At 73.0% G+C, this 24364-nt stretch carries 24 protein-coding genes; 13 read left to right on the top strand and 11 right to left on the bottom strand.

What is annotated here, in order from left to right; genetic code table 11:
- The first annotated feature begins 1 nt into the window (after window position 1).
- Genes ACFYYW_RS00580 through ACFYYW_RS00545 form a run of 8 tightly spaced genes read left to right on the top strand, consistent with a single transcriptional unit; the run spans window position 2 to window position 7808 of the window.
- A complete protein-coding gene (locus ACFYYW_RS00580) occupies window positions 2-1021 on the top strand; it encodes an MCE family protein (RefSeq protein WP_387643366.1) in 1020 nt (339 codons plus the stop codon).
- Window position 1022: 1 nt separating this feature from the next.
- Window positions 1023-2078, top strand: a complete 1056-nt coding sequence (locus ACFYYW_RS00575) for an MlaD family protein (protein ID WP_352321879.1) — start codon at window positions 1023-1025, stop codon at window positions 2076-2078.
- Complete coding sequence (locus tag ACFYYW_RS00570) at window positions 2078-3103, top strand: MlaD family protein (RefSeq protein WP_387643363.1); 1026 nt, start codon at window positions 2078-2080, stop codon at window positions 3101-3103. Before ACFYYW_RS00575 ends, ACFYYW_RS00570 begins: the two co-directional genes overlap by 1 nt.
- Window positions 3100-4131, top strand: coding sequence for an MCE family protein (locus ACFYYW_RS00565; protein WP_352321883.1), 1032 nt, complete (start codon window positions 3100-3102; stop codon window positions 4129-4131). The genes ACFYYW_RS00570 and ACFYYW_RS00565 overlap by 4 nt, the downstream gene beginning before the upstream one ends.
- The gene (locus ACFYYW_RS00560; protein ID WP_387643361.1) at window positions 4128-5147 is read left to right on the top strand and encodes an MCE family protein; all 1020 of its coding nucleotides are present in this window, start codon (window positions 4128-4130) and stop codon (window positions 5145-5147) included. The genes ACFYYW_RS00565 and ACFYYW_RS00560 overlap by 4 nt, the downstream gene beginning before the upstream one ends.
- The gene (locus tag ACFYYW_RS00555) at window positions 5144-6511 is read left to right on the top strand and encodes an MlaD family protein (RefSeq protein WP_387643359.1); all 1368 of its coding nucleotides are present in this window, start codon (window positions 5144-5146) and stop codon (window positions 6509-6511) included. Before ACFYYW_RS00560 ends, ACFYYW_RS00555 begins: the two co-directional genes overlap by 4 nt.
- The gene (locus ACFYYW_RS00550; protein ID WP_387643357.1) at window positions 6508-7185 is read left to right on the top strand and encodes a hypothetical protein; all 678 of its coding nucleotides are present in this window, start codon (window positions 6508-6510) and stop codon (window positions 7183-7185) included. Before ACFYYW_RS00555 ends, ACFYYW_RS00550 begins: the two co-directional genes overlap by 4 nt.
- Window positions 7186-7202: 17 nt before the next feature.
- A complete protein-coding gene (locus ACFYYW_RS00545; RefSeq protein WP_387643355.1) occupies window positions 7203-7808 on the top strand; it encodes a 4'-phosphopantetheinyl transferase family protein in 606 nt (201 codons plus the stop codon).
- Window positions 7809-7818: 10 nt separating this feature from the next.
- Here ACFYYW_RS00545 and ACFYYW_RS00540 read toward each other — a convergent pair whose 3' ends face one another.
- Window positions 7819-8301, bottom strand: a complete 483-nt coding sequence (locus tag ACFYYW_RS00540) for a DUF6326 family protein (protein WP_387643353.1) — start codon at window positions 8299-8301, stop codon at window positions 7819-7821.
- Window positions 8302-8681: 380 nt separating this feature from the next.
- On the opposite strand from ACFYYW_RS00540, the gene ACFYYW_RS00535 reads away from it, so the two are divergent.
- On the top strand, window positions 8682-9356 hold the full coding sequence (locus ACFYYW_RS00535; protein WP_387643351.1) for a TetR/AcrR family transcriptional regulator C-terminal domain-containing protein: 675 nt from the start codon (window positions 8682-8684) through the stop codon (window positions 9354-9356).
- A gap of 123 nt (window positions 9357-9479) precedes the next feature.
- Here ACFYYW_RS00535 and ACFYYW_RS00530 read toward each other — a convergent pair whose 3' ends face one another.
- Window positions 9480-10406: a cation diffusion facilitator family transporter gene (locus tag ACFYYW_RS00530; RefSeq protein WP_352321895.1), complete on the bottom strand. Its 927-nt coding sequence runs from the start codon at window positions 10404-10406 to the stop codon at window positions 9480-9482.
- 80 nt (window positions 10407-10486) lie between these two features.
- On the opposite strand from ACFYYW_RS00530, the gene ACFYYW_RS00525 reads away from it, so the two are divergent.
- The 3 genes from ACFYYW_RS00525 to ACFYYW_RS00515 are packed head-to-tail and all read left to right on the top strand — an operon-like array spanning window position 10487 to window position 13239.
- A complete protein-coding gene (locus ACFYYW_RS00525) occupies window positions 10487-10945 on the top strand; it encodes a MarR family transcriptional regulator (RefSeq protein WP_352321897.1) in 459 nt (152 codons plus the stop codon).
- Window positions 10946-11005: 60 nt separating this feature from the next.
- Window positions 11006-11659 carry an LppX_LprAFG lipoprotein gene (locus ACFYYW_RS00520; protein ID WP_387643348.1) on the top strand — a complete coding sequence of 218 codons (654 nt, stop codon included), beginning with the start codon at window positions 11006-11008 and terminating at the stop codon, window positions 11657-11659.
- A 23-nt stretch (window positions 11660-11682) separates the two neighbouring features.
- Window positions 11683-13239, top strand: coding sequence for an MFS transporter (locus ACFYYW_RS00515; RefSeq protein WP_387643346.1), 1557 nt, complete (start codon window positions 11683-11685; stop codon window positions 13237-13239).
- A 24-nt stretch (window positions 13240-13263) separates the two neighbouring features.
- On the opposite strand, the gene aspS is transcribed toward ACFYYW_RS00515, so the two are convergent.
- The 5 genes from aspS to ACFYYW_RS00490 form a co-directional block, all read right to left on the bottom strand.
- Window positions 13264-14520, bottom strand: a complete 1257-nt coding sequence (gene aspS, locus ACFYYW_RS00510) for an aspartate--tRNA(Asn) ligase (RefSeq protein WP_387643344.1) — start codon at window positions 14518-14520, stop codon at window positions 13264-13266.
- Between the two features lie 273 nt (window positions 14521-14793).
- On the bottom strand, window positions 14794-16185 hold the full coding sequence (gene der / locus ACFYYW_RS00505) for a ribosome biogenesis GTPase Der (protein WP_352321904.1): 1392 nt from the start codon (window positions 16183-16185) through the stop codon (window positions 14794-14796).
- Window positions 16186-16221: 36 nt separating this feature from the next.
- Window positions 16222-16878, bottom strand: a complete 657-nt coding sequence (cmk, locus tag ACFYYW_RS00500) for a (d)CMP kinase (protein WP_352321906.1) — start codon at window positions 16876-16878, stop codon at window positions 16222-16224.
- A 54-nt stretch (window positions 16879-16932) separates the two neighbouring features.
- Window positions 16933-18291 carry a carotenoid oxygenase family protein gene (locus ACFYYW_RS00495; protein ID WP_387643341.1) on the bottom strand — a complete coding sequence of 453 codons (1359 nt, stop codon included), beginning with the start codon at window positions 18289-18291 and terminating at the stop codon, window positions 16933-16935.
- Window positions 18292-18304: 13 nt separating this feature from the next.
- Window positions 18305-18910: a TetR/AcrR family transcriptional regulator gene (locus tag ACFYYW_RS00490; RefSeq protein WP_387643339.1), complete on the bottom strand. Its 606-nt coding sequence runs from the start codon at window positions 18908-18910 to the stop codon at window positions 18305-18307.
- A 118-nt stretch (window positions 18911-19028) separates the two neighbouring features.
- Between ACFYYW_RS00490 and ACFYYW_RS00485 the strand changes: the two genes are divergently transcribed.
- Window positions 19029-19883, top strand: a complete 855-nt coding sequence (locus ACFYYW_RS00485) for a glycosyltransferase family 2 protein (protein ID WP_387643337.1) — start codon at window positions 19029-19031, stop codon at window positions 19881-19883.
- 65 nt (window positions 19884-19948) lie between these two features.
- Here the strand turns inward: ACFYYW_RS00485 and ACFYYW_RS00480 are convergent, their stop codons facing one another.
- From ACFYYW_RS00480 to scpB, 4 genes are all read right to left on the bottom strand, one after another.
- Window positions 19949-21043, bottom strand: a complete 1095-nt coding sequence (locus tag ACFYYW_RS00480) for a prephenate dehydrogenase (protein ID WP_352321913.1) — start codon at window positions 21041-21043, stop codon at window positions 19949-19951.
- A 91-nt stretch (window positions 21044-21134) separates the two neighbouring features.
- Entirely contained in the window at window positions 21135-21494 is a 360-nt protein-coding gene (gene aroH / locus ACFYYW_RS00475) for a chorismate mutase (RefSeq protein ID WP_352321915.1), read from the bottom strand.
- A gap of 71 nt (window positions 21495-21565) precedes the next feature.
- Window positions 21566-23638: a pseudouridine synthase gene (locus ACFYYW_RS00470; RefSeq protein WP_387643334.1), complete on the bottom strand. Its 2073-nt coding sequence runs from the start codon at window positions 23636-23638 to the stop codon at window positions 21566-21568.
- Window positions 23635-24156, bottom strand: coding sequence for an SMC-Scp complex subunit ScpB (scpB, locus tag ACFYYW_RS00465; RefSeq protein ID WP_387645454.1), 522 nt, complete (start codon window positions 24154-24156; stop codon window positions 23635-23637). Before scpB ends, ACFYYW_RS00470 begins: the two co-directional genes overlap by 4 nt.
- Window positions 24157-24364: the final 208 nt, after the last annotated feature.

Genomic DNA, 24364 nt, shown 5'->3' with positions numbered 1-24364 from the left:
GGTGTCCCGATCCGAACTTCCGCTCGCCGTCCGCCTCGGCATCGCCCTGGGCGTCGTCCTGACGCTAGCCGCGGCGACGTTCCTGGTCGTGCGCGGCGCCACCGAGGCGCGCGGCACCCGGATCGAGGCGGTGTTCGCCCGGGCCGGGCAGGGCATGGACACCAACTCCAAGGTCAAGATCCGCGGCATCACCGTCGGCGACGTGACGGACGTGACCCTGGACGCCAGGGGCCGGGCCGTGGTCACGATGCACCTCCAGCCCGGCGTGAAGGTGCCGCGGACCACCGTCGCGGCCGTCGAGCCGCTGTCGGTGTTCGGCCCGAAGATGATCGACCTGCGGCCGGGCCCCGGCGAGGCCACCGGGCCCTACCTGGGCAGCGGCGCGGTCATCACCCGCACCGAGGAGCCGCTCGACCTGTCCGACACGCTCGGCGACGCCTACCGGGGCCTGGACGCCGTCGATCCCCGCGAGGTCACGGTCATCGTGCACACCCTGGCCAAGGGCCTGGACGGCGAGGGCCGCAACCTGCGCGAGCTGATCGGCGACGCCGGCACGGTCGTCGGCGTCGCCCACCGGCAGCGGGAGCGGGCCCGGCGGTTCCTGCACGACGCCGCCGCGCTCGGCACGGCCCTGTCCGACAAGGGCGACGAGCTGGTCTCGATCGCCTCCGACGCCGATGTCATCACCCCCGACCTGCTGCGGCGGGCCGACAAGGTGCGCGCCCTGCTCCAGGAGATCACCTCCGTCTCCGGGCTGGCCGCGCACGGCCTGCGCGCGCACCGCCAGGACCTGCGCGCGGCCGTGCACTCCGGCGAGCGCGTGGCCGCCCTCGTCTACGCCCAGCTCGGCCTGGCCGGTGACGGCGTACGCGGGCTGGGCAGGCTGGTGGACCTGCTCAACGAGCTGATCGAGACACCGGGGCCGGACGGCAGCGGCATGCTCCAGGTCGAGGCGTTCGTCGCCACCGACGTCTGCGAGCTGGTCGTCGGCGTCTGCGGCCGCACCGACGGGAGGCGCTGAGGTGGCGGTCTCCAGGACGCGGGTCGTGCGCAGGTGGACGTTCGTCCGGTTCGCCCTGTTCGTCGGCCTGACGATGTCGCTGATCGTGCTGATCGCCGTCCAGGTCGCCCGGGTCGGCACCGGCGGCGGCTACCGGCTGGTGGCCGCGTTCGACGACGTGTCGGGGCTGACCGAGGGCGACGAGGTCAAGATCGCCGGAGCGCCGGTCGGCCGGGTGCGGTCGATCGAGGTGGTGGCCGGCCGGGCGGAGGTCACCCTGGAGGTGCGGGACGAGGTCCGGGTGCCCACCGACACCGAGGCGGCCGTACGCTGGCGCAACGCCATCGGCCAGCGCGTGGTCTACCTGCTGCCGGGCACCGCGCCGGGCCGGCTGGCGCCGGGGTCGCGCATCGTGCGCACCTCGTCCGTGGTGGACGTCGGCGAGCTGGTCGGCGACCTCGGCCCGCTGACGCGCAGCCTGGACCCCGAGCAGATCAACCGGCTCCTCACCGCCGCGGCCAGGTCGCTGAAGGGCAACGACCGGAACATCCCGCGGCTGCTGGACAACGTCGACGCCGTCACCGGCACGCTCAGCGAGCGCAGGGCGACCATCGAGAAGCTGCTGAAGGACTACGCGACGGTCACCGGCGTGGTGGCCCGGCGCGACCGGCAGATCGAACGGCTGGTGGACGACCTGGTAACGCTCTCCGAGGCGTTCGCCGGCAACCGCGAACTGGTGGACGACGCCCTCGTCGAGCTGTCGGCCACCTTCCGCACCTCCGACGAGGTGATCGGGAAGAACGCCGGCGAGCTGGGCCGGGTGGTGGAGAACCTGTCCGGGCTGACCGGCGGCATCCGGCGGCACGTCCGCGAGATCGACCGGACGGTCAGCACGTTCCAGCCGCTGTTCGCCCGCGCGTACTCGACCGTGGACCGCGGGCACTACTTCATCACCGCCGTGCCCTGCCTGGCGCTGGGCCCCTCGCCGTGCCCGTACCCCATGCGGTCGCCGCCGCCGTTGCGCAACACCCGGGTCCAGAGCGAGAAGGACCTGCGCAGGCTGCTGGTGGGCCGGTGATGGCGGTCAGGTCGTTCCGGGACCGGAACAAGGTCGTGGTGGGCCTGGTGTCGGTGGCCGTGCTGGGCGCGCTGCTGGTGGCCACGTTCCTGGTCGGCAACCTGGGACTGCTCGAAGGCGGCTACTACGTGTCGGGCGTCTTCGTGGACTCGGGCGGCCTGCGCACCGGCAACGACGTGCGGGTGGCCGGGGTGCGGGTCGGCAAGGTCACCGAGGTGCGCGCCGACTACGCCCAGGGCAACGTGGTCGTCACCTGGAAGGTGGACGACGGCGTGCGGCTCGGCCGGTCCACCCGCGCCGACATCGCCCTGTCGAACCTGCTCGGCGGCCGCTACGTCAAGCTCACCGGCCCGGTCGCCGCCCCGTACCTCGACCAGCTCCCCGAGGCGCGGCGACGCATCCCCGTGGACCGGACCGGCGTGCCGACGCTCGTCAACGACGCGGTCAACGACGCCACCCGGCTGGTCCGGCGGCTCGACACCGACGCCGTGGACGACCTGCTCACCGAGCTGGGCAAGATCGACACCTCCCGGCGCGGCCGGGTGAGCAGGCTGCTGAAGAACATCGGCGACCTGTCGGACACCGTGAGCAGGAGCGAACCGCAACTCCAGCGGCTGCTCGACAACGGCACGAAGATCATGGACGTGCTGGAGCGGAAGGACCGCCAGCTCGGCCGGCTCATCGACGCCGTCCAGATCATGCTGAACGAGCTGCGCGCCCGCAGGAAGGAGCTGCGCACCCTGCTCGGCGACGGCAGCGGCCTGGTGCGCAGCACCACCCGCCTGATCGACGAGCACGAGCGGGCCCTGATCCGGATCCTGGACGACACCTCGGCCGTCACCAGCCGCCTCAGCGGCAGCGGCGAGCGGCTCAACTCGCTGCTGGCCTGGGCGGGCCCGACGTTCTCCGGCCTGGCCACCATGGGCGGTCAGGGGCCGTGGCTGGAGGCCGTCGCCACCGGACTCGGCCCGATCGACCCCGAGGTGCTGGCCGCCGTCGCCAAGGACAGGAAGGGCGACCGATGAGACGACTCCTGCCGGTCCTGCTGGCCGGGACGCTGCTGGCGGCGAACGGCGGCTGCTCGGTGCTGGGCGAGCAGCCGTACCGGCTGGTCGCGGTCTTCCGCAAGACGCCCTCCCTGTACGAGCAGGCCCGGGTCAAGGTCATGGGGCTGGACGCCGGGCGCGTGGAGAAGATCCGCATCGACGGCGACAAGGTACGGGTCGAGCTGCTGGTCGACCGCGAGGTGCCGCTGCCGGCCGGGGTCAAGGCCGTGGTCGCGCCGCAGAACACGCTGGGCGAGCGCAACGTCGTGCTGTACCCGCCGTGGAAGCCGGGCGACCGGCGGATCGCGCCCGGCGCCGTCATCCCGCCGGAGCGCACCGAGCTGCCCGTGGAGATCGACGACGCCCTGGCCGCCTTCACCAGGCTCACCGACGCCCTCGACGGCGAGAAGCTGGGCGACGTGGCCGGCAACCTGGCCGACGGCCTACGGGGGCGCGGCCGGACGATCAACGCCGCGATCGACGGCACCGCCCGCCTCACCGACACCCTGGCCCGCCAGGACGAGCAGCTCGTCGCCCTGGCCAAGGGCCTGAACCGGCTCGCCACCGGCCTCAACAGGCGGCAGGACCAGGTGACCGGCGCGATCGACTCCTTCGCCGAGGCCGGCGCGATCCTGGCCGAGGAACGGCAGCGCCTGCGCGGCTTCGTCGCGGACATGGCGGGCTTCGTCCGGCGCGGCGACCTGATCATCGAGGCCTACTCCGCACGCCTGCCGCGGGCCGCGAGCACGCTGGCCGAGCTGGTGCTGACGGTCCGGGCCAACAGCGAGTCCATGGCGCGGGCGGTCAAGGGCGCGGCCGACCTGGCCGACGTGCTGATCGACTCCTGGGACCGGGACCAGCACGTGCTGAAGATCCGCGTCGTGCTCAACGCGATGACCAGGACCTGGCTGACGCCGCTGTTCCAGGCGCTGAACCTGGGCGAGGTGCCGTGCCTGCCGGCCGGGCTGAGCAACTGTCCCTTCGAGCGGAAGAGGGCCGCCCGATGAGGGCCCGCCCGCTGCTCGCGCTGGTTCTCACCGCGCTGGTGCTCACCGCGTCCTGCTCGTTGCGCACGCTGGGCGCGACCACCGGCGACCTGACGCTGAACGCCACCTTCGACGACGTCCAGAGCCTGGTGGCCGGGCACAGCGTGCAGATCGCCGACGTCCGGGTGGGCACGGTGACCGGCATCCGGCTGGAGGGCTACCGGGCCAGGGTGACGATGTCGATCCAGTCCACGCACCGGGTGCCCGTGGGCAGCACCGCGACCGTGGCCAAGACGTCCGTGCTGGGCGAGAACTACGTCCTGCTCAGCCCGCCCGCGGGCCGGGACCTGGCCACGGGGCCGTACCTGGCGGACGGGGCCACGATCGCCGACACCTCGGTCGAACCGGACATCGAGCAGGTCACCGCCAAGGCCGGCCCGCTCGTCGAGGCGCTCGGCGCCCAGGACGTCAACGCGATCCTGGACGCCGCCTCCACCGCGTTCGCCGGCAAGGGCGCCGACGTCAACCAGCTGATCCGGCGCACCGCCGAGGTCACCGACGCCTACGCCGCGGCCCGGCGGGACCTGGCGACCGGCATCGACGCGCTGGCCAGGCTCGGCGACGACCTCGCCGAGGGCAGCAACGAGCTGGACCGGCTGCCCGGCGCCCTGGCCGCCGCCACCAGCCGCGTCGCGCACGGCCGCAAGCACGTCAAGCGGGCCATCATGGCGCTGACCGAGCTGGCCAAGGAGGCCAACCTCACCGTGTACCCCCGGCACGCCGCCCGGCTGCGCACGCTGCTGCGCGAGCTGGAGGCCGTCTCCTCGGCCATGCAGCGGGGCAAGGACGACCTCAAGGGGCTGGTGGCGCGGATCCAGGCGTTCATCGACGCGCCGCCGATCACGGTCAACGGCCAGGTGCTGATCTACGTCTGGCTGAAGGGCCTGCTGCTGCCCCGGAACAAGGGGGCCGAGGCCGCGAGGAAGGCCGCCGACCGGCTGAGCGACTTCCGCCTGCTGTGGGAGCCGCCGCGATGAGGCACCGGGTGCACCTGAACGTCGGCTTCTTCGTGCTGCTCGGCGTGGTCATGACGATCTGGGCGTTCAGCACGATCATCCGGCTCGACGTGATCGAGCGGCCGTACCGGGTGTCGGCCGAGTTCGCCTCCTCCCCCGGGCTCGTACGCGGCTTCGACGTGGCGTACCTGGGGGTGCGGGTCGGCAGGATCGGCGACGTGCGGCTGGCGCCCGGGAAGATCGTCGTCGGGCTGGACATCGACAAGGAGATCAGGCTGCCCAAGGACAGCACGGCCGAGGTGCGCCGCAAGTCCGCGGTCGGGGAGCCGTACGTGGAGCTGTCGCCGCCCGCCCGCGGGGTGGGCGGGGCGTCCCTCGCGCCCGGCGACACCATCCCGCTGTCGCGGACCGCCGTGCCGCTGGACTACCGCAAGCTGTTCGAGGGCGTGGGCAGGCTGCTCGACGCGGTGCCCGCCGGCGACGCCGAGACGATCACCCACGAGCTGGCCACCGCCCTGGACGGGCGCGCGCCCGCGATCAGGGCCGTCATCGAGAACGCCCACGACCTGACCGCCACCCTGGCCGACGACTCCCGGACCCTCGACGACCTGTCGGTGCAGCTCACCCGGCTCACCCACACGCTGGCCGGCCGGAAGGACCGGCTGGCCGCCGGCATCACGGACCTGAGCGCGGTCACGGGCTCGCTGCGGGCCTCACGTACGGACCTGAACGCCTTCCTCGACCAGGGCCCCGGCGTGTTCGCCCGGCTCGACGCGGCGATCAGGAGGTCCAGGCCCGGGTTCTCCTGCCTGCTGACCGCCGCCGGGCTGCCGCACCGGCCGGCCTTCTCCGCCACGACCGAGAAGGACGTGCACCACCTGCTGAGCGTCATGCCGACCGCGCTGAGCCTGGCCGACGACATCAGCGAACGGCAGGGGGACACGGTGTACGGCAAGGCGTCGTTCATCTTCAGCGTGCCCGGCGGGCCGACCCCGGCCGAGGAGTACGCGGGCCCCGTCGGCCCGCCCCACGTCCCCCGGCTCGCCACCTGCCCTTCGCCCACCCCCGCCGGCACCTCGCGCGAAACCTCCAGGGCCACCCAGCACACCCCCGCCAGCCCGGACCCCGGCGCGTCGAGGACGGACCTGGACACCGGCGGGCCCGACGCCGAGGGCCCGAAGGCCGTCAAGAAGAAGTCCGGCGCGCCCGAGCCGCCGTCCCCGGCGTCGTCGAGCAGCGTGGCCGCCGCCGGCGACGCGTCCCGTACCCCACCGAGCCCCACGCCGCTGATTGTCGCGATCTTCCTCGCCGTCGTGGTGAGTGGTGGCATCGTGGGCTGGATCGCGGCGGGCCGGGCAGCCCGCCGCCGTGAGGAGTCACCATGACCACCGACCACCACCTCACCGCCCCGGACACCGTTCCCGACACCGAGGCCCCCACCGAGACCCCCACCGAGGCCGCGGGGAACGGGCCGGTGCCCCGGACGGCGGCGAGTGGACGGTTCACGCGGACGCGGGTGTTCGGCGCGCTGGCGGCGATGCTGGCGGCGGCCGTCGCGGCCACGGCCGTGCTGCAGTGGATCGACGCCTCCCGGGCCCGGGACGCGCTGGCCCGCCTGGAGAGCGAACGCGCCCTGCGCCTGGAGGTCTCCGGCGCCGCGAGCGCCTTCAGCCAGGCCCTGCTCAGCTACGACTACAAGGACCTCCAGAGCACCCGCTCGACCCTGTCCGCCCAGGCCACGGGCGACTTCCAGGCCACCTACGACGCGGCGTTCGGCGGCGCGATGTCCCAGGTGATCGTCAAGCTCAAGGCCGTCTCCCAGGCCAAGGTCCGCGAGGTCTACCTGGCCGACGCCGACGAGGCCACCGCGCACGCCATCGTCGTCGTGGACCAGCAGGTGAACACCGCGCAGGCGATTCGCTCGGTGAAGGATTCGCACCTTAAGATCACGCTTGTGAAGCAGAAGGGCGCCTGGAAGGTCCAGGACGTGACCGTGCTCGGCGCGGCCTCGGAGGACCAGTACAAGCTCGACGACCCCGCGGCGAAGAAGAAGGACTGACGATCGTCCCCCTGGCGATGGGCGGCCGCCCCGAAGAGGTGCGCGCTCCCGAGACGTGGCTGACCGAGGCCGAGCGCGAACGCGCCGACCGGTTCGTCTTCCCCGCCGACCGCGCCTGTTTCGTCGCGGCCCACCTGCTCGTACGCCTGTGCGCCGCGGCCGTGCTCGACCTTCCGCCGGAGGGGCTGACGCTGCTGCAGCACTGCGAGGTGCACGGCCCCGGCCACGGCAGGCCGTACCTGCGCGAGGCCCCCGGCCTGGGCGTGAGCTTCAGCCACACCCGCGGCTACGTGTGCGCCGCGGCCGGCCCCGGCCGGGTCGGCGTGGACGCCGAGCACGTGCCGCCGGGCCCGCTGAACGAGGGCCTGGCCGACCACGCTCTCACCCCCGCCGAACGCGCCCTGGTGACCGGCAACGACGACCTGATCCGCCACTGGACCCGTAAGGAAGCCCTGGTCAAACGCGGCGAGCTCACCCTGGACGAGCTGCGCACGACCGGCGTCGACCCGCTGCCGGTCGGTCACCTGCTGGAATGGCGGGCCGCCCCGGACATCAGGGTCGCCGTCGTCACCGACACGCCGGCCGAGCGCGTTCCCGTCCCGTCGTTCCGAAGGCCCGGCTAGGGACCGTTTCTCAGGTCAGGTGTTGAAGGGCGGCCGCCGCGGGACCGGCCGGGACGGCGGGGGTTCGCGGCCACGTCCAGGCGGAGCGCAGGACGAAGGCCAGGAGCAGCACCTCGATTCCGATGGAGAGGCCGTAGAAGGGGGCCCACTCCCACGACTCCCCCACCGCGTTGAACACCGAGTAGGGGATGTAGAGCGAGGCGACGACGAGGTTCGCAGCGCGGTTCACCCGGGCGGGCAGCGTCATGGAGAGCATCACCATCAGGGCCGGGATCGCCACGGACGCGAGCATCATGGTCAACAACGTCGGGCTGACGTCGAACTCGAAGACGACGCCGGCACGGAGGTTGTCGATGACGCCGGGCTTGTGGAGGTGGAAGTAGTCGACGTAGATGTAGAGGAACATGAAGCTGGTCCATGCGGCGACGAGCTTGGCGTGCACGGGGACCGACCGGTTGTCGAGCAGGTTCGGGGTTTTCGCTCGGATGGTCATCGGTTCTTCTTTCGAGAGAAGCGGTCCCGCCGCCGGACTGGCGGCAGGGATGTACCGAGGCCGCGCCCACCTGGACGAGCACATCGCCTCGACCGGACAGCGGTAGCCCCGACCTCGGCCGACTCGAGCGCTGGGGGCAGGCCGTAACGGTGCCGGCCGGCGGCCCGCATCGTCGTCGCCGCGGCCGGACTCGTCCCCGGCATCAGGCGTGCTCCGGCACTCGATCGCGGTTCGGTTCCCACAGCAGCCTCCTCACGTCCGAGCTACGACTCCGGCTGGTTCGTACATCGTACGTCGTACGCTGTACTACGAGTAGTACGCTGTACCATGACCGTGCGCCGGACGATTGTCAAGCCGTTCGAGCGCGCGAGAGGAGACCCGTGTCTGCGAGGGAACAACGCCAGGGGACGTCGGACGCGGCGCTGAGCAGGCAACGGGTGGTGGCCGAGGCGGTCCGGCTCGCCGACCGCGAGGGGGTCCACGGGCTGAGCATGCGCCGGCTGGCCGGCGCGCTCGGCGCGGGCGCGATGTCGCTCTACTACTACGTGGCGAACAAGGAAGAGTTGCTGGACGCCATGATCGACCTCGTGTTCGAGGAGATCGAGCTCCCGCCCGAAGAGACCGACTGGCAGTCGGCGATGCGACGCCGGGCGGCATCCGCCCGGCAGGTTCTCGCACGCCACCCGTGGGCGATCGGCCTGATGGAGTCGCGGACATCGCCGGGGCCCGCGAACCTCCGCCACCGCGAAGCGGTCACCGCCTGCCTGCGGAGGGCCGGCTTCCCGGTCCTGATGGCGACGCACGCCAACTGGCTGCTCGACAGCTATGTCTACGGTTTCGCCCTGCAGGAAGCCAGCCTGCCGTTCGACACCCCCGACGAGTTCGCGGACATGACCGAGGACGTCTTCCTGCCCCAGCTTCCTCCTGACGAGTTCCCCTACCTCAACGAGTCCGCCGCGGTGCTCGCCGCTGCCGGCTACGACCCGGCGGAGGAGTTCGCCTTCGGCCTCGACCTCGTCCTGGCCGCCCTCGAGCGCCTGAGAGTGCCTGCGTGAGCCTCCGTCCGTGATGCCGGTCTGCGGGGCCGGTTGTGCCGGGACGGCGCGGCGACTGAGCGCGAGCCGTACCCGAGCGACTCGGCCGACGCTCAGTGGGCGTTGAGGAAACCGGTCACGTCGTCAGCGGCGGCGGGTGGGGGTGGGGTCGAGGAAGACGAGGGTGACGCCGGAGAAGCGGTCGCGCAGCCGCCGGTCGATCTCGTCGCAGGCGATCTCCACGCCCGCCGCGCTCGCCTCGTCCCGGAAGTCGATCTTCGCGGCGACCATGATGGAACCCGGCCCGATCATCATCGTCAGCAGCTCGACCACGTCGTCCACCTCGGGCTGGGCCAGCAGCACCGCGCGGATGCCGACCTCGATCTGCCTGGGGGCGGCCTGGCCGATCAGCAGCGACAGGTTCGACTGGATCAGGATGAGCGCGACCACCAGCAGGAGCAAACCGATGGCGACCGAGGCCGCACCGTCCCACAGGGCCGAGCCGGACCACTGCGAGCCGAGCAGCCCGAGCGCCGCGATCACCAGGCCGACCAGCGCGGCGGCGTCCTCGAACAGCACGGCCTTGAGCGCGGTGTCGGACGTGATGCGCACCAGCCGCGTCGGACGCACCTTGTACCTGCCGGCCTCGGCGCGCAACTGCGAGTACGCCTTGGTGAACGAGATGCCCTCGATCACGAACGAGACGGCCAGCACGACGTAGGACGGCGTGAGGTTGCCCAGCTCCTCGCCGTGGCTGATCTCGTGCAGCCCGTGGGTGACGGAGAACCCCGCCCCGCCGACCAGCGTCGCGACCGCCGCCATCATCGCCCAGAAGAACCCCGCCTTGCCGTAGCCGAACGGGTGGCGCTCGTCCGGCGGCTTGCCCGCCCGGCGTACGGAGACCAGCAGCAGCAGCTCGGTCATCGTGTCGGCGGCCGAGTGGGCCGCCTCGGACAACATCGCGGCCGAACCGCCGATCAGCCCCGCGACGAGCTTGGCCAGGGCGATGGTCAGGTTCGCGGCGCCCGCGACCAGCACGGTCGCCAGGCTCTCCCCCGACTTCTCCTCCATCAGCTCACTGTACGGCGGCCCTGCGCGACGGCCCCCCGCAGGTAGCCGCATCGTCGGGGGCGTGCGATAGATTGGGGATCATGAGCGCGCCCCGCTGGCTTTCCCCCGCCGAACAGCGTGCCTGGCGTACGCATCTCGCGCTGCACAAGCTGCTCATGCACCGCCTCGACCGGGAGCTGCAGGAGCACCAGCTCTCGCTGAACGACTACGAGATCCTGGTCAACCTCTCCGAGAGCCCCGAGCGGCGCATGCGGATGAGCGACCTGGCCGACGCCACGATCCAGTCGCGCAGCAGGCTGTCGCACCAGATCTCCCGCATGGAGGCCAAAGGGCTGGTCACCAGGGAAGACTGCCGCGACGACCGGCGCGGCACGTTCGCCGTCCTGACCGACGAGGGCTGGGCCACGATCCAGCGGGTGGCGCCCGACCACGTCGCGAGCGTGCGCGAGCATTTCGTCGACCGGCTCACCGACGACCAGCTGGAAGCCCTGGAGCAGGCGTTCGGGCCCATCGTCGACCATCTGAAGAAGCTGCGCTGAGGCCCAACCGATATCGGCGACGGCTCACCGGCGTTCCCGGGCGCTCGCTACGATCCGCTCATGCTCCGAAAGCTGCTGATCGTTGTCGTGCTCGCGCTGATGCCGGCCTGCTCCGCGGGTGGCGGCGGGGGTGACGAGCTCCCCGCCGGGCCCGACCTGATGAAGAAGTCGTCGGAGGCCATGAAGGCCGTCAGGTCGGCCGGTTTCTCGATCGCCACGGAGGGCAAGCCCCAGGTGCCGCTCAAGAAGGCCGACGGCAGGCTCACCTCGGCGGGCGACGCCGACGGCACGATCACGCTGGAGGTGCTGGGCACCCTGCAGGAGATCACCTTCGCCGTGATCGGCGACACCGTGCACTTCAAGGGGCCGACCGGCGGCTTCCAGACGATGACCAGGCAGCAGCTCGCCCAGTTCTACGACCCGTCGGTGATCCTCAACCCGGCCAAGGGCATCGCGCAGCTGCTCGCCTCGGCGACCGACCCCAGGGTGGAGGCGGTCGAGGACGGCTCGTACCGGGTGGCCACGACGTTCTCCGGGCAGGTCGTCGGGCAGATCGTCCCGGGCGTCACGCAGGGCGTCAACGGCAAGGTCTGGATCGACAAGGCCACCGGCAGGCTCACCAAGGCAAGCCTGCCGCTGCAGAACGGCACGGTGACGGTGACGTTCAGCGACTACGACGCGCCGGTCACGATCACGCCGCCCCCGTCCGGATGAGCCGGGTGAGCCGGGTGAGCCGGGTGAGCCGGAACGTCCCGGCGGACCGCGCCCGCCGGGTCGCGCTCGGCGCGGGCGGCGCGGTGGTGCTGCTGGCCGCGCTCGACGCCTACGTGGTCGTGACGGTACTGATGGACATCGCCCACGACGTCGGCGTGCCGCAGAACCACCTGGAGCGGGTCACGCCGGTCGTCACCGGGTTCCTGCTCGGCTACGTCGCCGCGATGCCGCTGCTCGGCCAGCTCTCCGACCGTCACGGCCGGCGGCCGCTGATCCACGCCTGCCTGGCGGCGTTCGCGCTCGGCTCGGTGCTGACCGCGCTGGCGGCCGGTGAGGCGATGGTGGTGTCGGGCCGTACGGTCCAGGGCGTGGCGGGCGGGGCGCTGCTGCCGATCACGATGGCGCTGATCGGCGACCTGTGGGAGGCGCGCGACCGGCCGCTCGCGCTGGGCGCGGTGGGCGCGGCGCAGGAGCTGGGCAGCGCCCTCGGCCCCCTGTACGGCGGCGTGCTGGCGCTGGTCCCGCCGGTCGCCGTCGCGGGCGTGGAGCTGGGCGGCTGGCACGCCATCTTCTGGGTCAACGTGCCCCTCGCCGCCCTGGCCGCCGTCGCCGTGCAGCGTACGGTCCCGGCCGGGCCGCCGTCCGGCACGGCCCGCGTCGACGTCGTCGGGGGTGCGCTGCTGGCGCTGGCGCTGGCCCTCCTGGTCGTCGGCCTGTACAACCCCGACCCGGCCACGACCGTGCTGCCGCCGTGGGGGCCGCCGGTGATCGCGGCCGGCGCGGTGGCGGGCGGCGTGTTCGTCTGGTGGGAGATCCGCTCCCCCGTCCGGCTGCTCGACCTGTCGGCCGCCCGCAAGTCACCGCTGCTGGCGACGCTGGGCGTGAGCTTCCTGGCGGGCGCGGCCCTGCTGGTGACGATGGTGTTCGTGCAGTTCGCCGCCCAGACGCTGCTGGACAAGGACGCCCTGGGCGCGGCGCTGGTCCTGGCCCGGTTCCTCGGCGCGCTGGCCGTGGGCGCGCTGCTCGGCGGCGTGCTGGCCCGGCGGGCCGGCGAACGCGCGGTGGCGGTGCCCGGCCTGCTGCTCGCCGCGGCCGGATACTGGCTGATGAGCCGCTGGCCGCTCGACCTGGCCGCAGCGGGCCTGGCCGTGGACGCCGACCTGGTCGTGGCCGGGCTCGGCCTCGGGCTGGTGATCGCGCCGGTCTCGTCGGCGGTCCTGCGGGTGAGCCCGGCCGTCCAGCACGGCGTCGCCTCGGCGGCGGTCGTGGTGGCCAGGATGATGGGCATGCTCGTCGGCGTGGCGGGCGTGTCGGCGTGGGGCTTCCACCGGTTCCAGTCGCTGACCGCCGACCTGGACACGCCGCTGCCGTTCGGCGTGGACGCGCAGACCTACCAGCGGCGGCTGGCCGACTACCTGGCCCAGGTCGACGCCGCCCTGCACATCGAGTACACCGAGATGTTCCTGCTCACGGCGTTCGTCTGCCTGCTGGGGGCGGCGGTGGCGCTGCTCATGCCCCGCCGCGCCCTGCCGGAGGCGGCGCCCGCCCTCGCGGACGCCGTCCCCGACCCCGAATCCTGACCGCGGATCAGGCGGCGCCGCCGGTCAGGGCGACAGGCGGTGCAGGTCGCGGGGGAAGGCGGTGGTCTGCCGGATGTTGGCGGCGCCGGTCAGCCGGGCCGTCCAGCGTTCCAGGCCGAGCGCGAACCCGCCGTGCGGTGGCATCCCGTACCGGAACGCCTGGAGGTAGCCCTCGTACGGCTCCACGTCCCCGTCCAGGGCCTGGACGTAGTCGTCGTACCGGTGCAGGCGCTGGCCGCCGGTCACCAGCTCCAGGCCCCTGAACAGCAGGTCGAAGCCGTTGGAGTAGCCCGGTCTGGCCGGGTCGGGATGGGTGTAGAACGGCCGCTTGGACATCGGGTAGCCGGTGACGAACAGGAACTCCGACCCGTGCTCGCGCAGCGCCCAGTCCGACAACCACCGTTCCTGGGCCGGTGACAGGTCGGGCTCATCCTCGCCGGTCAGCCGCTGGGCCTCGGTGAAGTGCACGGCCGGGATCTCGGCGGGCACGGCGGGCAGCACGGCCCCGGTCGCCTCGACGGCTGATCCGGCCCGGCGGCGCACCGACTCGACCATGCCGTCGACGACCTCCCGCAGCACCGCCATCACGTCCCGGTGGTCGGCCACGAACCCCAGCTCGGCGTCGAGGCTGGTGTACTGGGCCAGGTGGCGGACGGTGTCGTGCGGCTCGGCGCGGAAGACCGGCCCGACCTCGTAGACCCGCTCGAACACCCCGACCATCGTCTGCTTGTAGAACTGCGGCGACTGCGCGAGGTAGGCGCGGCGGCCGAAGTAGTCGATGCCGAAGACGTTCGCGCCGGACTCGGTGGCCGAGGCCACGATCTTGGGCGTGTGGATCTCGGTGAACCCGAGGCCGTCCAGCGTCTCGCGGAACCCCGCCACGCTCGCCGCCGAGATCTCCAGCGGCGCCCGCAGCAGCGGATGCCGCAGCGCGACGGGCGCGTGGTCGAGGACCGTCGGCAGCGTCGCGGCCACGACCGGCCGGTAGAGGTCGAACGGCGGCGCCTGCGCGGGCTCGGCCAGGACCTCGATCTCCGGCCCGGTCAGCTCGACCCCGCCGGGCGCCTGCCCGGCCGGGGTCACGGTGCCGGTGACCCGGACGACGCTCTCCTCCGGCGGCAGCTCCCCGTCCGCGCTGACCACCTGGGCCAGCCCGGCACGGTCGCGTACGACCAGGAAGGAGACGGATTTCAGGTGCCGGCGGCGATGGACCCAGCCGGCGATCGTCACTCGTCGGCCGGCGTGCTCAGCGAGCGACGCCGACAGGACACGAGAGATCATTACAGCTCCTCTGCAGGAAATGCATGACCCCTTGGGAGTGCGGGGGAGAAGGGAGCTCCCGGTGCCACCGCACTTTCGCCGCCCCGCGAGGGGCGGCCTCCACGACCCGGTGACGGGGGTCAGCCGGCGGGGCATTTCCTCCCCGCACTCAGGAGTGTCTTCACCAGCGGACACGGGACCGCCTTCACAGCTGCCGGCGGCTCTCTGGGCCCGTGCGGCCCGCTGGCTACTCGTCTCCGTCCACGTGTTGCCGTAGATGATACGGCAACGCCGTTACTTATCCTTCTTGGGGCGCTTCTCGCGGATCTTCATCGTGACGTCGATCGGCGACCCGGCGAACCCGAACTCCTCACGGATGCGCCGCTCGATGAAGCGCCGGTAGGTGTCCTCCAGCCAGCCGGAGGTGAACAGCACGAACTTGGGCGGCTCGACGGACGCCTGCGTGGCGAACAGGATCTTCGGCTGCTTGCCACCCCGGACGGGCGGCGGCGTCGCGTGCACCAGCTCGGTGAGGAACGCGTTGAGCCGCGCCGTCGGGACCCGGGTGGACCAGGAGTCGAGCGCCTTCTCCAGCGCCGGCACCAGCCGGTCCATGTGGCGGCCGGTCTTGGCGGAGATGTTCACCCGCAGCGCCCACGGGGTGCGCACGAGCTGCCGGTCGATCTCCTTCTCCAGGTAGTAGCGGCGGTCTTCGTCGACGAGGTCCCACTTGTTGAAGGCCACCACCATGGCCCGCCCCGACTCGATCACCAGGCCGATGATCCGCAGGTCCTGCTCGGTGAGCGGCTCGCTGGCGTCGATCAGCACGATCGCCACCTCCGAGCGCTCCAGCGCGGCGCGGGTGCGCATGGCCGCGTAGAAGTCGGCGCCCTGCAGCTCGCGGTCGCGCCGCCGGATGCCGGCGGTGTCGACGAAGCGCCAGGTGCGCCCGCCCAGCTCGATCAGCTCGTCGACCGGGTCGCGGGTGGTGCCCGCCATCGGGTCGACCAGCACCCGCTCCTCCCCCGCCAGCTTGTTGAGCAGCGAGGACTTGCCCACGTTGGGCTTGCCGAGCAGCGCCACGCGGGCCGGGCCGCGCTCGCCGCCGAAGGTCAGCTGCGGCGTCTCGGGCAGCGCGTCGAGCACCACGTCGAGCAGGTCGCCGCTGGAGCGGCCGTGCAGCGCCGAGACCGGGTAGGGCTCGCCCAGCCCGAGCGACCACAGCGCGGCGGCCTCCAGCTCCAGCTGCTGGTTGTCGACCTTGTTGGCGGCCAGCAGCACCGGCTTGCCCGACTGGCGCAGCACCGCGCCCACGATCTCGTCGGCGTCGGTGGCGCCCACGGTGGCGTCGACCACGAACACGATCACGTCGGCCAGCTCGACGGCGACCTGAGCCTGCTCGGCGATGCGCAGGTTCATGCCGGTGGCGTCGGGGTCCCAGCCGCCGGTGTCGACGACGGTGAAGCGGCGGCCGCGCCAGTTGGCGTCGTAGGTGACGCGGTCGCGGGTGACGCCCGGCACGTCTTCCACGACCGCCTCACGGCGACCGATGATGCGGTTGACCAGCGTGGACTTGCCCACGTTGGGGCGGCCCACGATGGCCACGACCGGCAGAGGCGTGGTGTCGCCGTGCTCGGTGACTTCCAGCTCGTCGAGGTCAGCCTCGACCCAATCCCCCGTTGACATGGTTGTTCATCCTTAGGTGAGTACCGCACCTGGAGGTCAGGTGCGCTCCTTGACCAGCCTCAGCACCTCAGCGATGACCTCTTCGAGGTTCAGCGCGGTGGTGTCGAGCTCGACGGCGCCATCCGCCATCGAGAGTGGGTCCGTCTTACGTGTCGAGTCCAGGGTGTCACGCCGGGCCATGGCGGCCTGCTGCGCCTCCACCGTGGAGCCGGCCAGCTCGGCGCTCCTGCGGCGGGCGCGGGCCTCGGCGCTGGCCGTCAGGTAGACCTTGACGGGCGCGTCGGGGCAGACGACCTTGCCGATGTCGCGGCCCTCGACCACGATGTCACCGGCGGCGGCGATCTCCCGCTGCAGCGCGACCAGCCGCCTGCGCACCTCGGGGACGGCGGCCACGGCGGAGACTGCGCCGGTCACCTCGGCCTCCCGGATGGGCCCGCCCACGTCGACGCCGTCGACCAGGATCGCGGGGCCCTCGGGGTCGGTGCCGGAGACGATGGACGGCTCGCCGCAACGGGCCGCGATCGCCTCGGGATCGGCCAGGTCGACGCCCTGCCGGAGCATCCACCACGTCATCGCCCGGTACATGGCCCCGGTGTCGAGGTAACGCAGGCCCAGCGCACGGGCGACCCCGCGCGACACGCTCGACTTGCCCGACCCCGAAGGACCGTCCATGGCGACGACCAGACCGGACACGGCCTCTCCCTCTTCACGTGTGTTTCCCCAACCTGAAGAGGCTACCGCCTCCGGTCAGTCCGCGATCCAGCTCCCGTGAAAGCCGAGCGGGACCCTGGCGGGGAGGTGCACGACCGCGACCGGCTCGCCGGCGAAGTCCCGGGCCGACAGGATCACCAGGTCGGCCGCTCCCCTGGCCGGGTCGTTGACGTAGGTGAGCAGGTAGCCGTCGTCCTCGGCGGCGCCGGAGGGCACGAAGACCGGCTCCCCCACGTACGCGCCGCGCCCGAACCGCCGCGCCTCCTGCGTGCCGCGTTCCAGGTCGTGCTTGATGAGCGTGTTGTCGAACGCCTCGTCCGGCAGGTCCTCCAGCTCGGCGGCCGGGTAGATCACGTCGTGCAGGTCGGCGGCGGCCGAGGTGTAGCCGTAGCGGTACGGGCTGCCGGTGCGGCGCTCGTCGATGCGGGGGAACTCCTGGGGACGGTCGTCCAGGCGGGTGGTGGTGACCCGGCCCGCGACGGGGTCGATGCGCCACCGGTCGAGCGTGGGGGCGCCGCCGAGGTCGAGCCGGGCGTCCACGAACCGCTTGGGGTAGCGGACGACGTCCACCACGACCTGGTCGCCGTCGTCGTAGGCGTTGAGGGTGTGGAAGACCCAGCACGGGTCGATCTCCACCCACTGCACGTCGCCGGTCTCGCGGGAGAGCAGGCCGAGCCGGGCGGGCCGGGCGTCGTCCCACGCGTACGGCAGCGGCGCGCCGCGCTCGGCGTGGGCCATGCTGAGCGTGACCGGCAGGTCGTAGATCACGACGTGCCGGCGGGTCAGCGCGAAGTCGTGCAGCATCGGGCGGTCGGCGACCGGGATGTCCCTGACCTGGGCGACCACGCCCTTGGGGTCGATCACGATGTGCTGGTGGTGGTCCCAGCCGGCGAAGTAGGCCATCGCGTGCAGCTCGCCGGTGACCGGGTCGAGGTGGGTGTGGGCGGCGTACCCGCCGGGCAGGCCGCCGACGAAGTCGCACGCGCCGACCGTGTCGAGCTCGTAGCTCAGCTCGTACGGCAGCCCGCCCGCCTCGACGGTCGCGAACGTGCGCCCGGCGATGCCGATGACGTGCGTGTTGGCCGCGAAGTCCATGCCCGCGTGCACCGGGCCCGGCGCCGGCGGCTCGCCCAGCCGGCGGGCCACCTCGGCGTTGCGCACCCACCGGTTGCGGTACCACTCGGCCCGCCCGCCGCGCAGCCGCACGCCGTGGACCATGCCCTCCCCCATGAACAGGTGGGTGGCGGCCGGGTCGTCGAGGCTGAGCGGGTTGGGGCCGTTGCGCAGGTAGCGGCCGTCGAGCTCGGCGGGGATGCGGCCGGTGACCTCCAGGTCGAAGGCCGTGATCTCCTCCGTCGCGGGTGCGAAGCCGTTGCGGAAGGGGGTGCTGGTCATCGTGCGCTTCCTCTCAGGTCAGGAACGGCGTGAGCACGGAGGTGTAGAGCAGCCGGTAGCGCCGCTCCGCCTCGGCGCTGTCGAAGAAGCCGGAGATCTCCAGGCTCACCGCGCCGTGGATCGCCATCCACAGCACGTCGGCTATCTCGCCGGCGGCGGCCCCGCGCAGCCGTCCGGACTCCAGGCAGGCGGCCACGGCCTCGACCAGGATGTCGAAGGTGCGCCGTCCGGCCGCGACCGCGTCGGGGGCGGGCTGGAAGCCGTGCATCGCGTTCTGGAACATGACCCGGTAGTAGTCGGGTTCGTCCAGCGCGTACTCGCGGTAGGCCGCCAGGCCCGCGTGCAGCGCCGGGAGCGGGTCGTCCTGCGCGGGGACGGCCAGCAGGCGCGCCTCCAGCCGGGCGAAGCCCTCCAGCCACAGCGCCTCGCTGAGGCCGTCCTTGCCGCCGAAGAGGGTGTAGATCACCTTCGTGGAGCAGCCGACCTCGCCGGAGATGCGCCGGACGGTGAGCGCCGCCGGGCCCTCGGCGACGAGCAGGTGTTTGGCGGCGTCGAGGATGGCCGTCCTGACCACGCTCTGGCCTTCCTGCTGGGCTTGCCGGTACGCGGTGACCGCCATGTGAGTAACACCGTTTCTTCTCGGTAACGCTGTTACCGACCTTTGTACGCCTCCTGCGTCCCGCCGTCAATCCCGCCGGCGAGGAGTAAGAGCGTCGGCCCAGGTAAGGAGGTCCGGCGTGACGGAGACGAACCGAGCGCGGGTCACGGTCGTGGTGGCCACCAGGGACCGGGTCAGAACGCTGGCCCGGACGATCCCCCGCCACCCGAGGCCGGTGATCCTCGTCGACAACGGCTCCTCCGACGGGACCGCCGGGTTCGTCCGCAAGCACTTCCCCGACGTCCAGGTGGTCGAGGCGGGGTCCAACCTGGGCGCGCCGGGCCGCAACGTCGGCGTGCGCCTGGCCGAGACCCCCTACGTCGCCTTCGCCGACGACGACTCCTGGTGGGCGCCCGGCGCCCTGGAGCTGGCCGCCGACGTGCTGGACGCCCACCCCCGCCTGGCCGTGCTGGGCGCGCGCGTGCTGGTCGGGCCGCAGGAGCGGCTGGACGCGGTCTCACAGGCGATGCGCGACTCCCCGCTCGGCGTCGAGGACGACCTGCCGGGGCCGAGCGTGCTGGGCTTCCTGGCCTGCGGGGCCGTCGTGCGCAGGGAGGCGTTCCTGGAGGCGGGCGGCTTCGACGACGTGATCTTCTTCTTCGGCGAGGAGGAACGGCTGGCCGTTGACCTGGCCGCGCGCGGCTGGGGGCTGGCCTACGTGGACGACGTCGTCGCCCACCACCACCCCTCCCCCGCCCGCGACCCGCGCGGCAGGCAGGCGCTGGCGGCGCGCAACGCCGTGCTGACCGCCGTGCTGCGCCGTCCCTGGCCGGTGGTGGCGCGTCGGTCCCTGGAGGCGCTGCTGGCCGGTCCGGCGGGCCGGGAGGGGCTGCGCACCGCCGTACGGCGGCTGCCCAGGGCCCTGGCCGCCCGGCGCGGCCTGCCGGTCGCCGTGGAACGCGCCCGCCGCAGGCTGGAACGCACGGCCGACTGACGCCGTGGGCGGCGCGCTGGGCGCCCGCCCGTCACGTCGCGCTCAATGGCCCCGGTCAGCGGACGTCAGGGGACCTGCCAGCCGCGTTCGCGCAGGGCGTCGGCGAGCGGGGCGGCCGCGTCCGGCTGGACCCACAGCTCGGCGATGCCCAGGGGCAGGCCGGGCGCGTGCTCCAGCCGCACGTCCTCGACGTTGACGCCGACCTCGTCGCACACCTGGAACAGCCGCGCGAGCTGCCCGGGACGGTCGCCGATGACCACCTGGACGACCACGTACGCGGGGGCGGGACCTCCGTGCTTGCCCGGGATGCGCCCGTGCCCGGCGACGCCGCGTTTGAGGAGCTGGGTGAGGTCGCCGCTCGCGGTGCCGTCGCCCTCGGCCAGGGAGCGCAGCGCGGTCGCGGCCTCGGCCAGGTCGCGGGAGACCGCCTCCAGCACCTCGGCGACCGGGGTCGCGTTGCCCGACAGGATGCCGAGCCAGAGCCCGGGATCGCCGCCCGCGATCCTGGTCACGTCGCGCACCCCCTGCCCGGCCAGGCCGAGCGCGACCTCGGTGGCGTCGGCCAGGCGGGCCGCCACGGCCGAGGCGGCGACGTGGGGGGCGTGCGAGACGACGGCGACCGCGCGGTCGTGCTCCTCCGCGCCCACCTCGACCGGGTTGGCGCCGCACAGCTCGACCAGCCTGAGCACCGCCGCCCTGGCGTCGTCGGCGGCCTCGCCGGTCGGGCACAGCGCCCACGGCCGGCCGAGGAACAGGTCGGCCCTGGCCGCCCCCGGCCCGGACTTCTCCCGCCCGGCCAGCGGGTGGGAGGCGACGTAGGTCGTCAGGTCGCAGCCGAGCCGGGCGGCCATGCGGATGGGCTCGGCCTTGACGCTGGCGACGTCGGTGTAGAAGCGGGCCACGCCGCGGCTCTGCAGCTTCAGCAGCTCGTCGGCCACGTGCGCCGGGGGCACCGCGATGACCGCCAGGTCGACCTGACCGGCGGGCAGCCGCTCCGGCTCCCACTCCTCGCCCGCGCCCAGTTCCCTGGCCAGCCGCACGGCGCCCGCGTCACGGTCGGCGAGCAGCACCCGCACGTCGTGCTTGCGCAGCGCCAGGGCCGCCGAGGTGCCGATGAGACCGGTGCCGACGACGAGCACGGTACGGAGTTCCGAGGCCATATCGATGTCCTGATTTATCGGGCTAGTGAGAGTGTTGCCTGCCGTGTCCGTCAGGCACGTGCCGCACGACGATCCGGCTCACGCCGGTCGCCTACTGGGCGATGTCCTGCCGCAGCGCCACCGCGCCCCGCAGATACACATGCTGCATCTCTGCCCGCGGACGGTCGGTCTCCACATGCGCCATCAGACGCACCACGCGCGGCAGCGCCCCCGGCACGTCGATCTCGGTGCAGCAGATCAGCGGCACGTCGTGGAAACCCAGCTTGCGCGCGGCGAGGGCGGGGAACTCGGACTTCAGGTCGGGGGTGGCGGTGAACAGCACGCTGATCACATCGTCGGTGGTCAGGCTGTTGCGCTCCATGATCGCCTGGACCAGCTCGGTCGTCCCTTGGATGATCGAGTCGCGGTCGTCGGCGTCCACCTGGATCGCCCCGCGGATCGCCCGCACCATGCGCCCTTATCCCCTTCCATAGCGGGAGAGCCCGTGCGGAGATGCGCACGGGCCCCTGCGTTCCGGCCAGATTACAGCTTCACGGCCGCGTAAAGGTCGCCGACCTCCTTCAGGCTCAGCGCGCGGACCGTGCCGGCCTTGGTGCGGCCCAGCTTCACCGGACCGAACTCGATCCGGGCCAGGTCGATCACCCGGTGACCGGCCTCCTCCAGCATGCGCCGCACGACGTGCTTGCGGCCCTCGTGCAGCACCACCTCGACCAGCGCCTGCTGGCCGTGCTCCTGCACGATGGCGAAGCTGTCGGCCTTGGCGATGCCGTCCTCCAGCTCGATGCCCTGCTTGAGCCTGCGGCCCAGGTCGCGCGGGATCGGCCCCGGCACCTTGGCCCAGTACTTCTTCTGCACCCCGTAGCTCGGGTGCGTCAGCCGGTTGGCCAGCTCGCCGTCGTTGGTGAGCAGCAGCAGGCCCTCGGTCTCGGTGTCGAGCCGACCCACGTGGAACAGGCGGGGCGCCAGCTCCTCGACGTAGTCGGCCAGGCACGGACGGCCCTGCGGGTCGTCCATGGTGGACACGACGCCGATCGGCTTGTTGAGGGCGTAGTAGACGAGGTCGGGGGCGGTCGGGATGCGCTTGCCGTCGACGTGGATGACCTGGGTGGCGGGGTCGACCTTGGCGCCGAACCGGCGCACGACCTGGCCGTTGACCGTGACGCGGCCGTCGCCGATCATCTCCTCGCAGGCGCGCCTGCTGGCCACGCCCGCCTGGGCGAGCACCTTCTGCAGCCGCACGCCGTCGGGCACCTCGGTGGTGTCGCGCTCGTCGGTGTAGTCGTCGTCGTAGAAGGCACGGTCGCGCAGCGGCTGGCGGGCGGCCTTGACGCGCCTGGCCTGGGGGCTCTCGGAGCCGGCCGGACGCCGTCCGCCGCCGAGCGTCTGCACGTCGTCGCGCCTCGGGGCACGCGGCTGCTGCCCACGGGGGTTGTCCTCGCGCCTGCCGAAACGGGCGCGGGTGTTGCCGGCGGAGCCGGACCTGGGGGCGTCGTCCCTGCGTCCGCCGCGGTCGGCACGGAAGCCGCCGCGCTCCTGACGCTCGCCGTCACCGCCACGCACGGGACGCCCGCCGCCCCGGGAACCGGCGTAACCGCCGCGCTCGCCACCGGCCTGACCGCCGCGCTCACCGCGCCGGTCGCCGCCGTAGCCGCCACGGCCCGCGGAGGACCCGCCACGGTCGCCGGAGTAGCCACCCCGCTCGCCGGAGTAGCCGCCGCGGTCACCCGAGAAGCCACCGCGCTCGCCGGAGTACCCACCACGGTCGCCGGAGTATCCGCCGCGCTCGCCACCGGCGTGACCGCCGCGCTCGCCGCGCCGGTCGGCGCCGTAGCCGCCGCGCCGGTCGTCGCCGAACCTGCCCCGGTCGCCGGACCGGGAAGCCCCGCCGAAGCCCTCGCCACGCGGCCGGTCCCCGCCCTCACGGCGCGGACGCTCGAACCCGCCCTCACGGCGCGGACGGTCGAAACGGTCGCCGCGCGGGCCGCGGTCACCGCGGTCGTCACGGGGACGGTCGTCACGGAAGCGGTCGCCGCGGTCGCCACCGGCGGGCCGGTCGGCGCGCTGGTAACGGCCGTCGCGGTCGTCACGCGCCGGACGGTCCGCCCGGTCGCCGCGCGAGTAACCGTCACGGTCGCCGCGCGAGTAACCGTCACGGTCGCCACCGGAACGGCCGAAGCGGTCGCCACCGGACGCGGGACGACCCGAACGGTCACCACCGAAGCCAGGGCGACCCGAACGGTCACCACCGAAGCCGGGACGACCCGAACGGTCGCCGCCGAAGTCAGGGCGGCCGGAGCGCTCGCCGCCGGAGCGCCCGAAGCGGTCGCCGCCGGAGGCGGGACGGCCGGAGCGCTCGCCGCCGCGGGAGCCGGAGTCCTGGCGGGGGCGGTCGTCGCGGTCGCCGAAGCGGGCGCGGGCGCCGCCGCGGTCGGCACGAAGGGAGTCGCGGCGGGGGTCGGCCCCGCCGAAGCCGCCGCCGGAGCCGTCGCGGCGGTTGTCGTCGGAGCGGAAGGCGGGACGCCCGCCGCGGCCGGAGCCGCCGGTACGTCCACGACCGCGTCCATCACCGGACGGGGTGCTGCGCCTGTTGATCACTTTGTTGTCTCCTCGAGGTTCTCCACGTCGTCGGGGAGGAAGGGGGCGAGCTCGGGAAGCTCGCTCAGATCCCGTAGTCCCAGACGTTCCAGGAAGTATGAGCTTGTCCGGTAGAGCACTGCCTGGCTCTCCGGGTCGGTGCCGGCCTCCTCGACCAGCCCCCTGGCGACGAGCGTCCGCATGACGCCGTCGCTGTTGACGCCGCGCACGGCGGCGACACGGGCGCGGCTCACCGGTTGCCGGTAGGCCACGACCGCGAGGGTCTCCAGCGCGGCCTGGGTCAGCCGCGTCTGCTGGCCGTCGCGGACGAACCGCTCGACCAGCGCCGCGCAGTCGGCCCGCGTGTAGAAACGCCAGCCACCCGCGACTTCCCGCAGATCAAAACCCCGCCCGGCCGCCGTATATTCCGCCGCCAGCCTCCTGAGCGCCGCCGCGACCTCGTGGGTGGGGCGCTCCAGCACCTGGGCCAGCGTGATCTCGGCGACGGGCTCGTCGACGACCATCAGGATGGCCTCCAGCGCCGCCTCAAGAGCGGGCCCCTCCGCCTGGACGTCGTCCTCCGGGGTGTCCTGCTGGTCGGCCTGCTGGTCGGTCTCCGGGTCGGGAGCGGTGTCCGAGGGCCGCTCGGGGCCCGCGGAAGGCGACTCGGGAAAAGAAGACCCGGCGGACAGCGACTCCGGCGACGGCGAGGGCGAGGGCTCCGGCGAGGGCGATGGCGACGGCGAG

The sequence above is a fragment of the Nonomuraea sp. NPDC001831 genome, assembly GCF_042892035.1.
Classification (GTDB): domain Bacteria; phylum Actinomycetota; class Actinomycetes; order Streptosporangiales; family Streptosporangiaceae; genus Nonomuraea.
The sequence above is the reverse complement of the archived record's forward strand: the minus strand, read 5'-3'. Positions and strand labels throughout refer to the sequence as shown.

Excerpts from the sequence above, each read along its gene's own strand:
- ACFYYW_RS00480 (WP_352321913.1), bottom strand. The coding sequence starts at position 21,043 with ATGGCCTCGGAACTCCGTACCGTGCTCGTCGTCGGCACCGGTCTCATC.
- ACFYYW_RS00545 (WP_387643355.1), top strand. The coding sequence starts at position 7,203 with ATGGGCGGCCGCCCCGAAGAGGTGCGCGCTCCCGAGACGTGGCTGACC.
- ACFYYW_RS00520 (WP_387643348.1), top strand. The coding sequence starts at position 11,006 with ATGCTCCGAAAGCTGCTGATCGTTGTCGTGCTCGCGCTGATGCCGGCC.
- ACFYYW_RS00530 (WP_352321895.1), bottom strand. The coding sequence starts at position 10,406 with ATGGAGGAGAAGTCGGGGGAGAGCCTGGCGACCGTGCTGGTCGCGGGC.
- aroH (WP_352321915.1), bottom strand. The coding sequence starts at position 21,494 with ATGGTGCGGGCGATCCGCGGGGCGATCCAGGTGGACGCCGACGACCGC.
- ACFYYW_RS00555 (WP_387643359.1), top strand. The coding sequence starts at position 5,144 with ATGAGGCACCGGGTGCACCTGAACGTCGGCTTCTTCGTGCTGCTCGGC.
- aspS (WP_387643344.1), bottom strand. The coding sequence starts at position 14,520 with ATGATCTCTCGTGTCCTGTCGGCGTCGCTCGCTGAGCACGCCGGCCGA.
- ACFYYW_RS00570 (WP_387643363.1), top strand. The coding sequence starts at position 2,078 with ATGGCGGTCAGGTCGTTCCGGGACCGGAACAAGGTCGTGGTGGGCCTG.
- ACFYYW_RS00565 (WP_352321883.1), top strand. The coding sequence starts at position 3,100 with ATGAGACGACTCCTGCCGGTCCTGCTGGCCGGGACGCTGCTGGCGGCG.
- ACFYYW_RS00540 (WP_387643353.1), bottom strand. The coding sequence starts at position 8,301 with ATGACCATCCGAGCGAAAACCCCGAACCTGCTCGACAACCGGTCGGTC.
- ACFYYW_RS00560 (WP_387643361.1), top strand. The coding sequence starts at position 4,128 with ATGAGGGCCCGCCCGCTGCTCGCGCTGGTTCTCACCGCGCTGGTGCTC.
- der (WP_352321904.1), bottom strand. The coding sequence starts at position 16,185 with ATGTCAACGGGGGATTGGGTCGAGGCTGACCTCGACGAGCTGGAAGTC.
- ACFYYW_RS00490 (WP_387643339.1), bottom strand. The coding sequence starts at position 18,910 with ATGGCGGTCACCGCGTACCGGCAAGCCCAGCAGGAAGGCCAGAGCGTG.
- ACFYYW_RS00495 (WP_387643341.1), bottom strand. The coding sequence starts at position 18,291 with ATGACCAGCACCCCCTTCCGCAACGGCTTCGCACCCGCGACGGAGGAG.
- ACFYYW_RS00550 (WP_387643357.1), top strand. The coding sequence starts at position 6,508 with ATGACCACCGACCACCACCTCACCGCCCCGGACACCGTTCCCGACACC.
- ACFYYW_RS00525 (WP_352321897.1), top strand. The coding sequence starts at position 10,487 with ATGAGCGCGCCCCGCTGGCTTTCCCCCGCCGAACAGCGTGCCTGGCGT.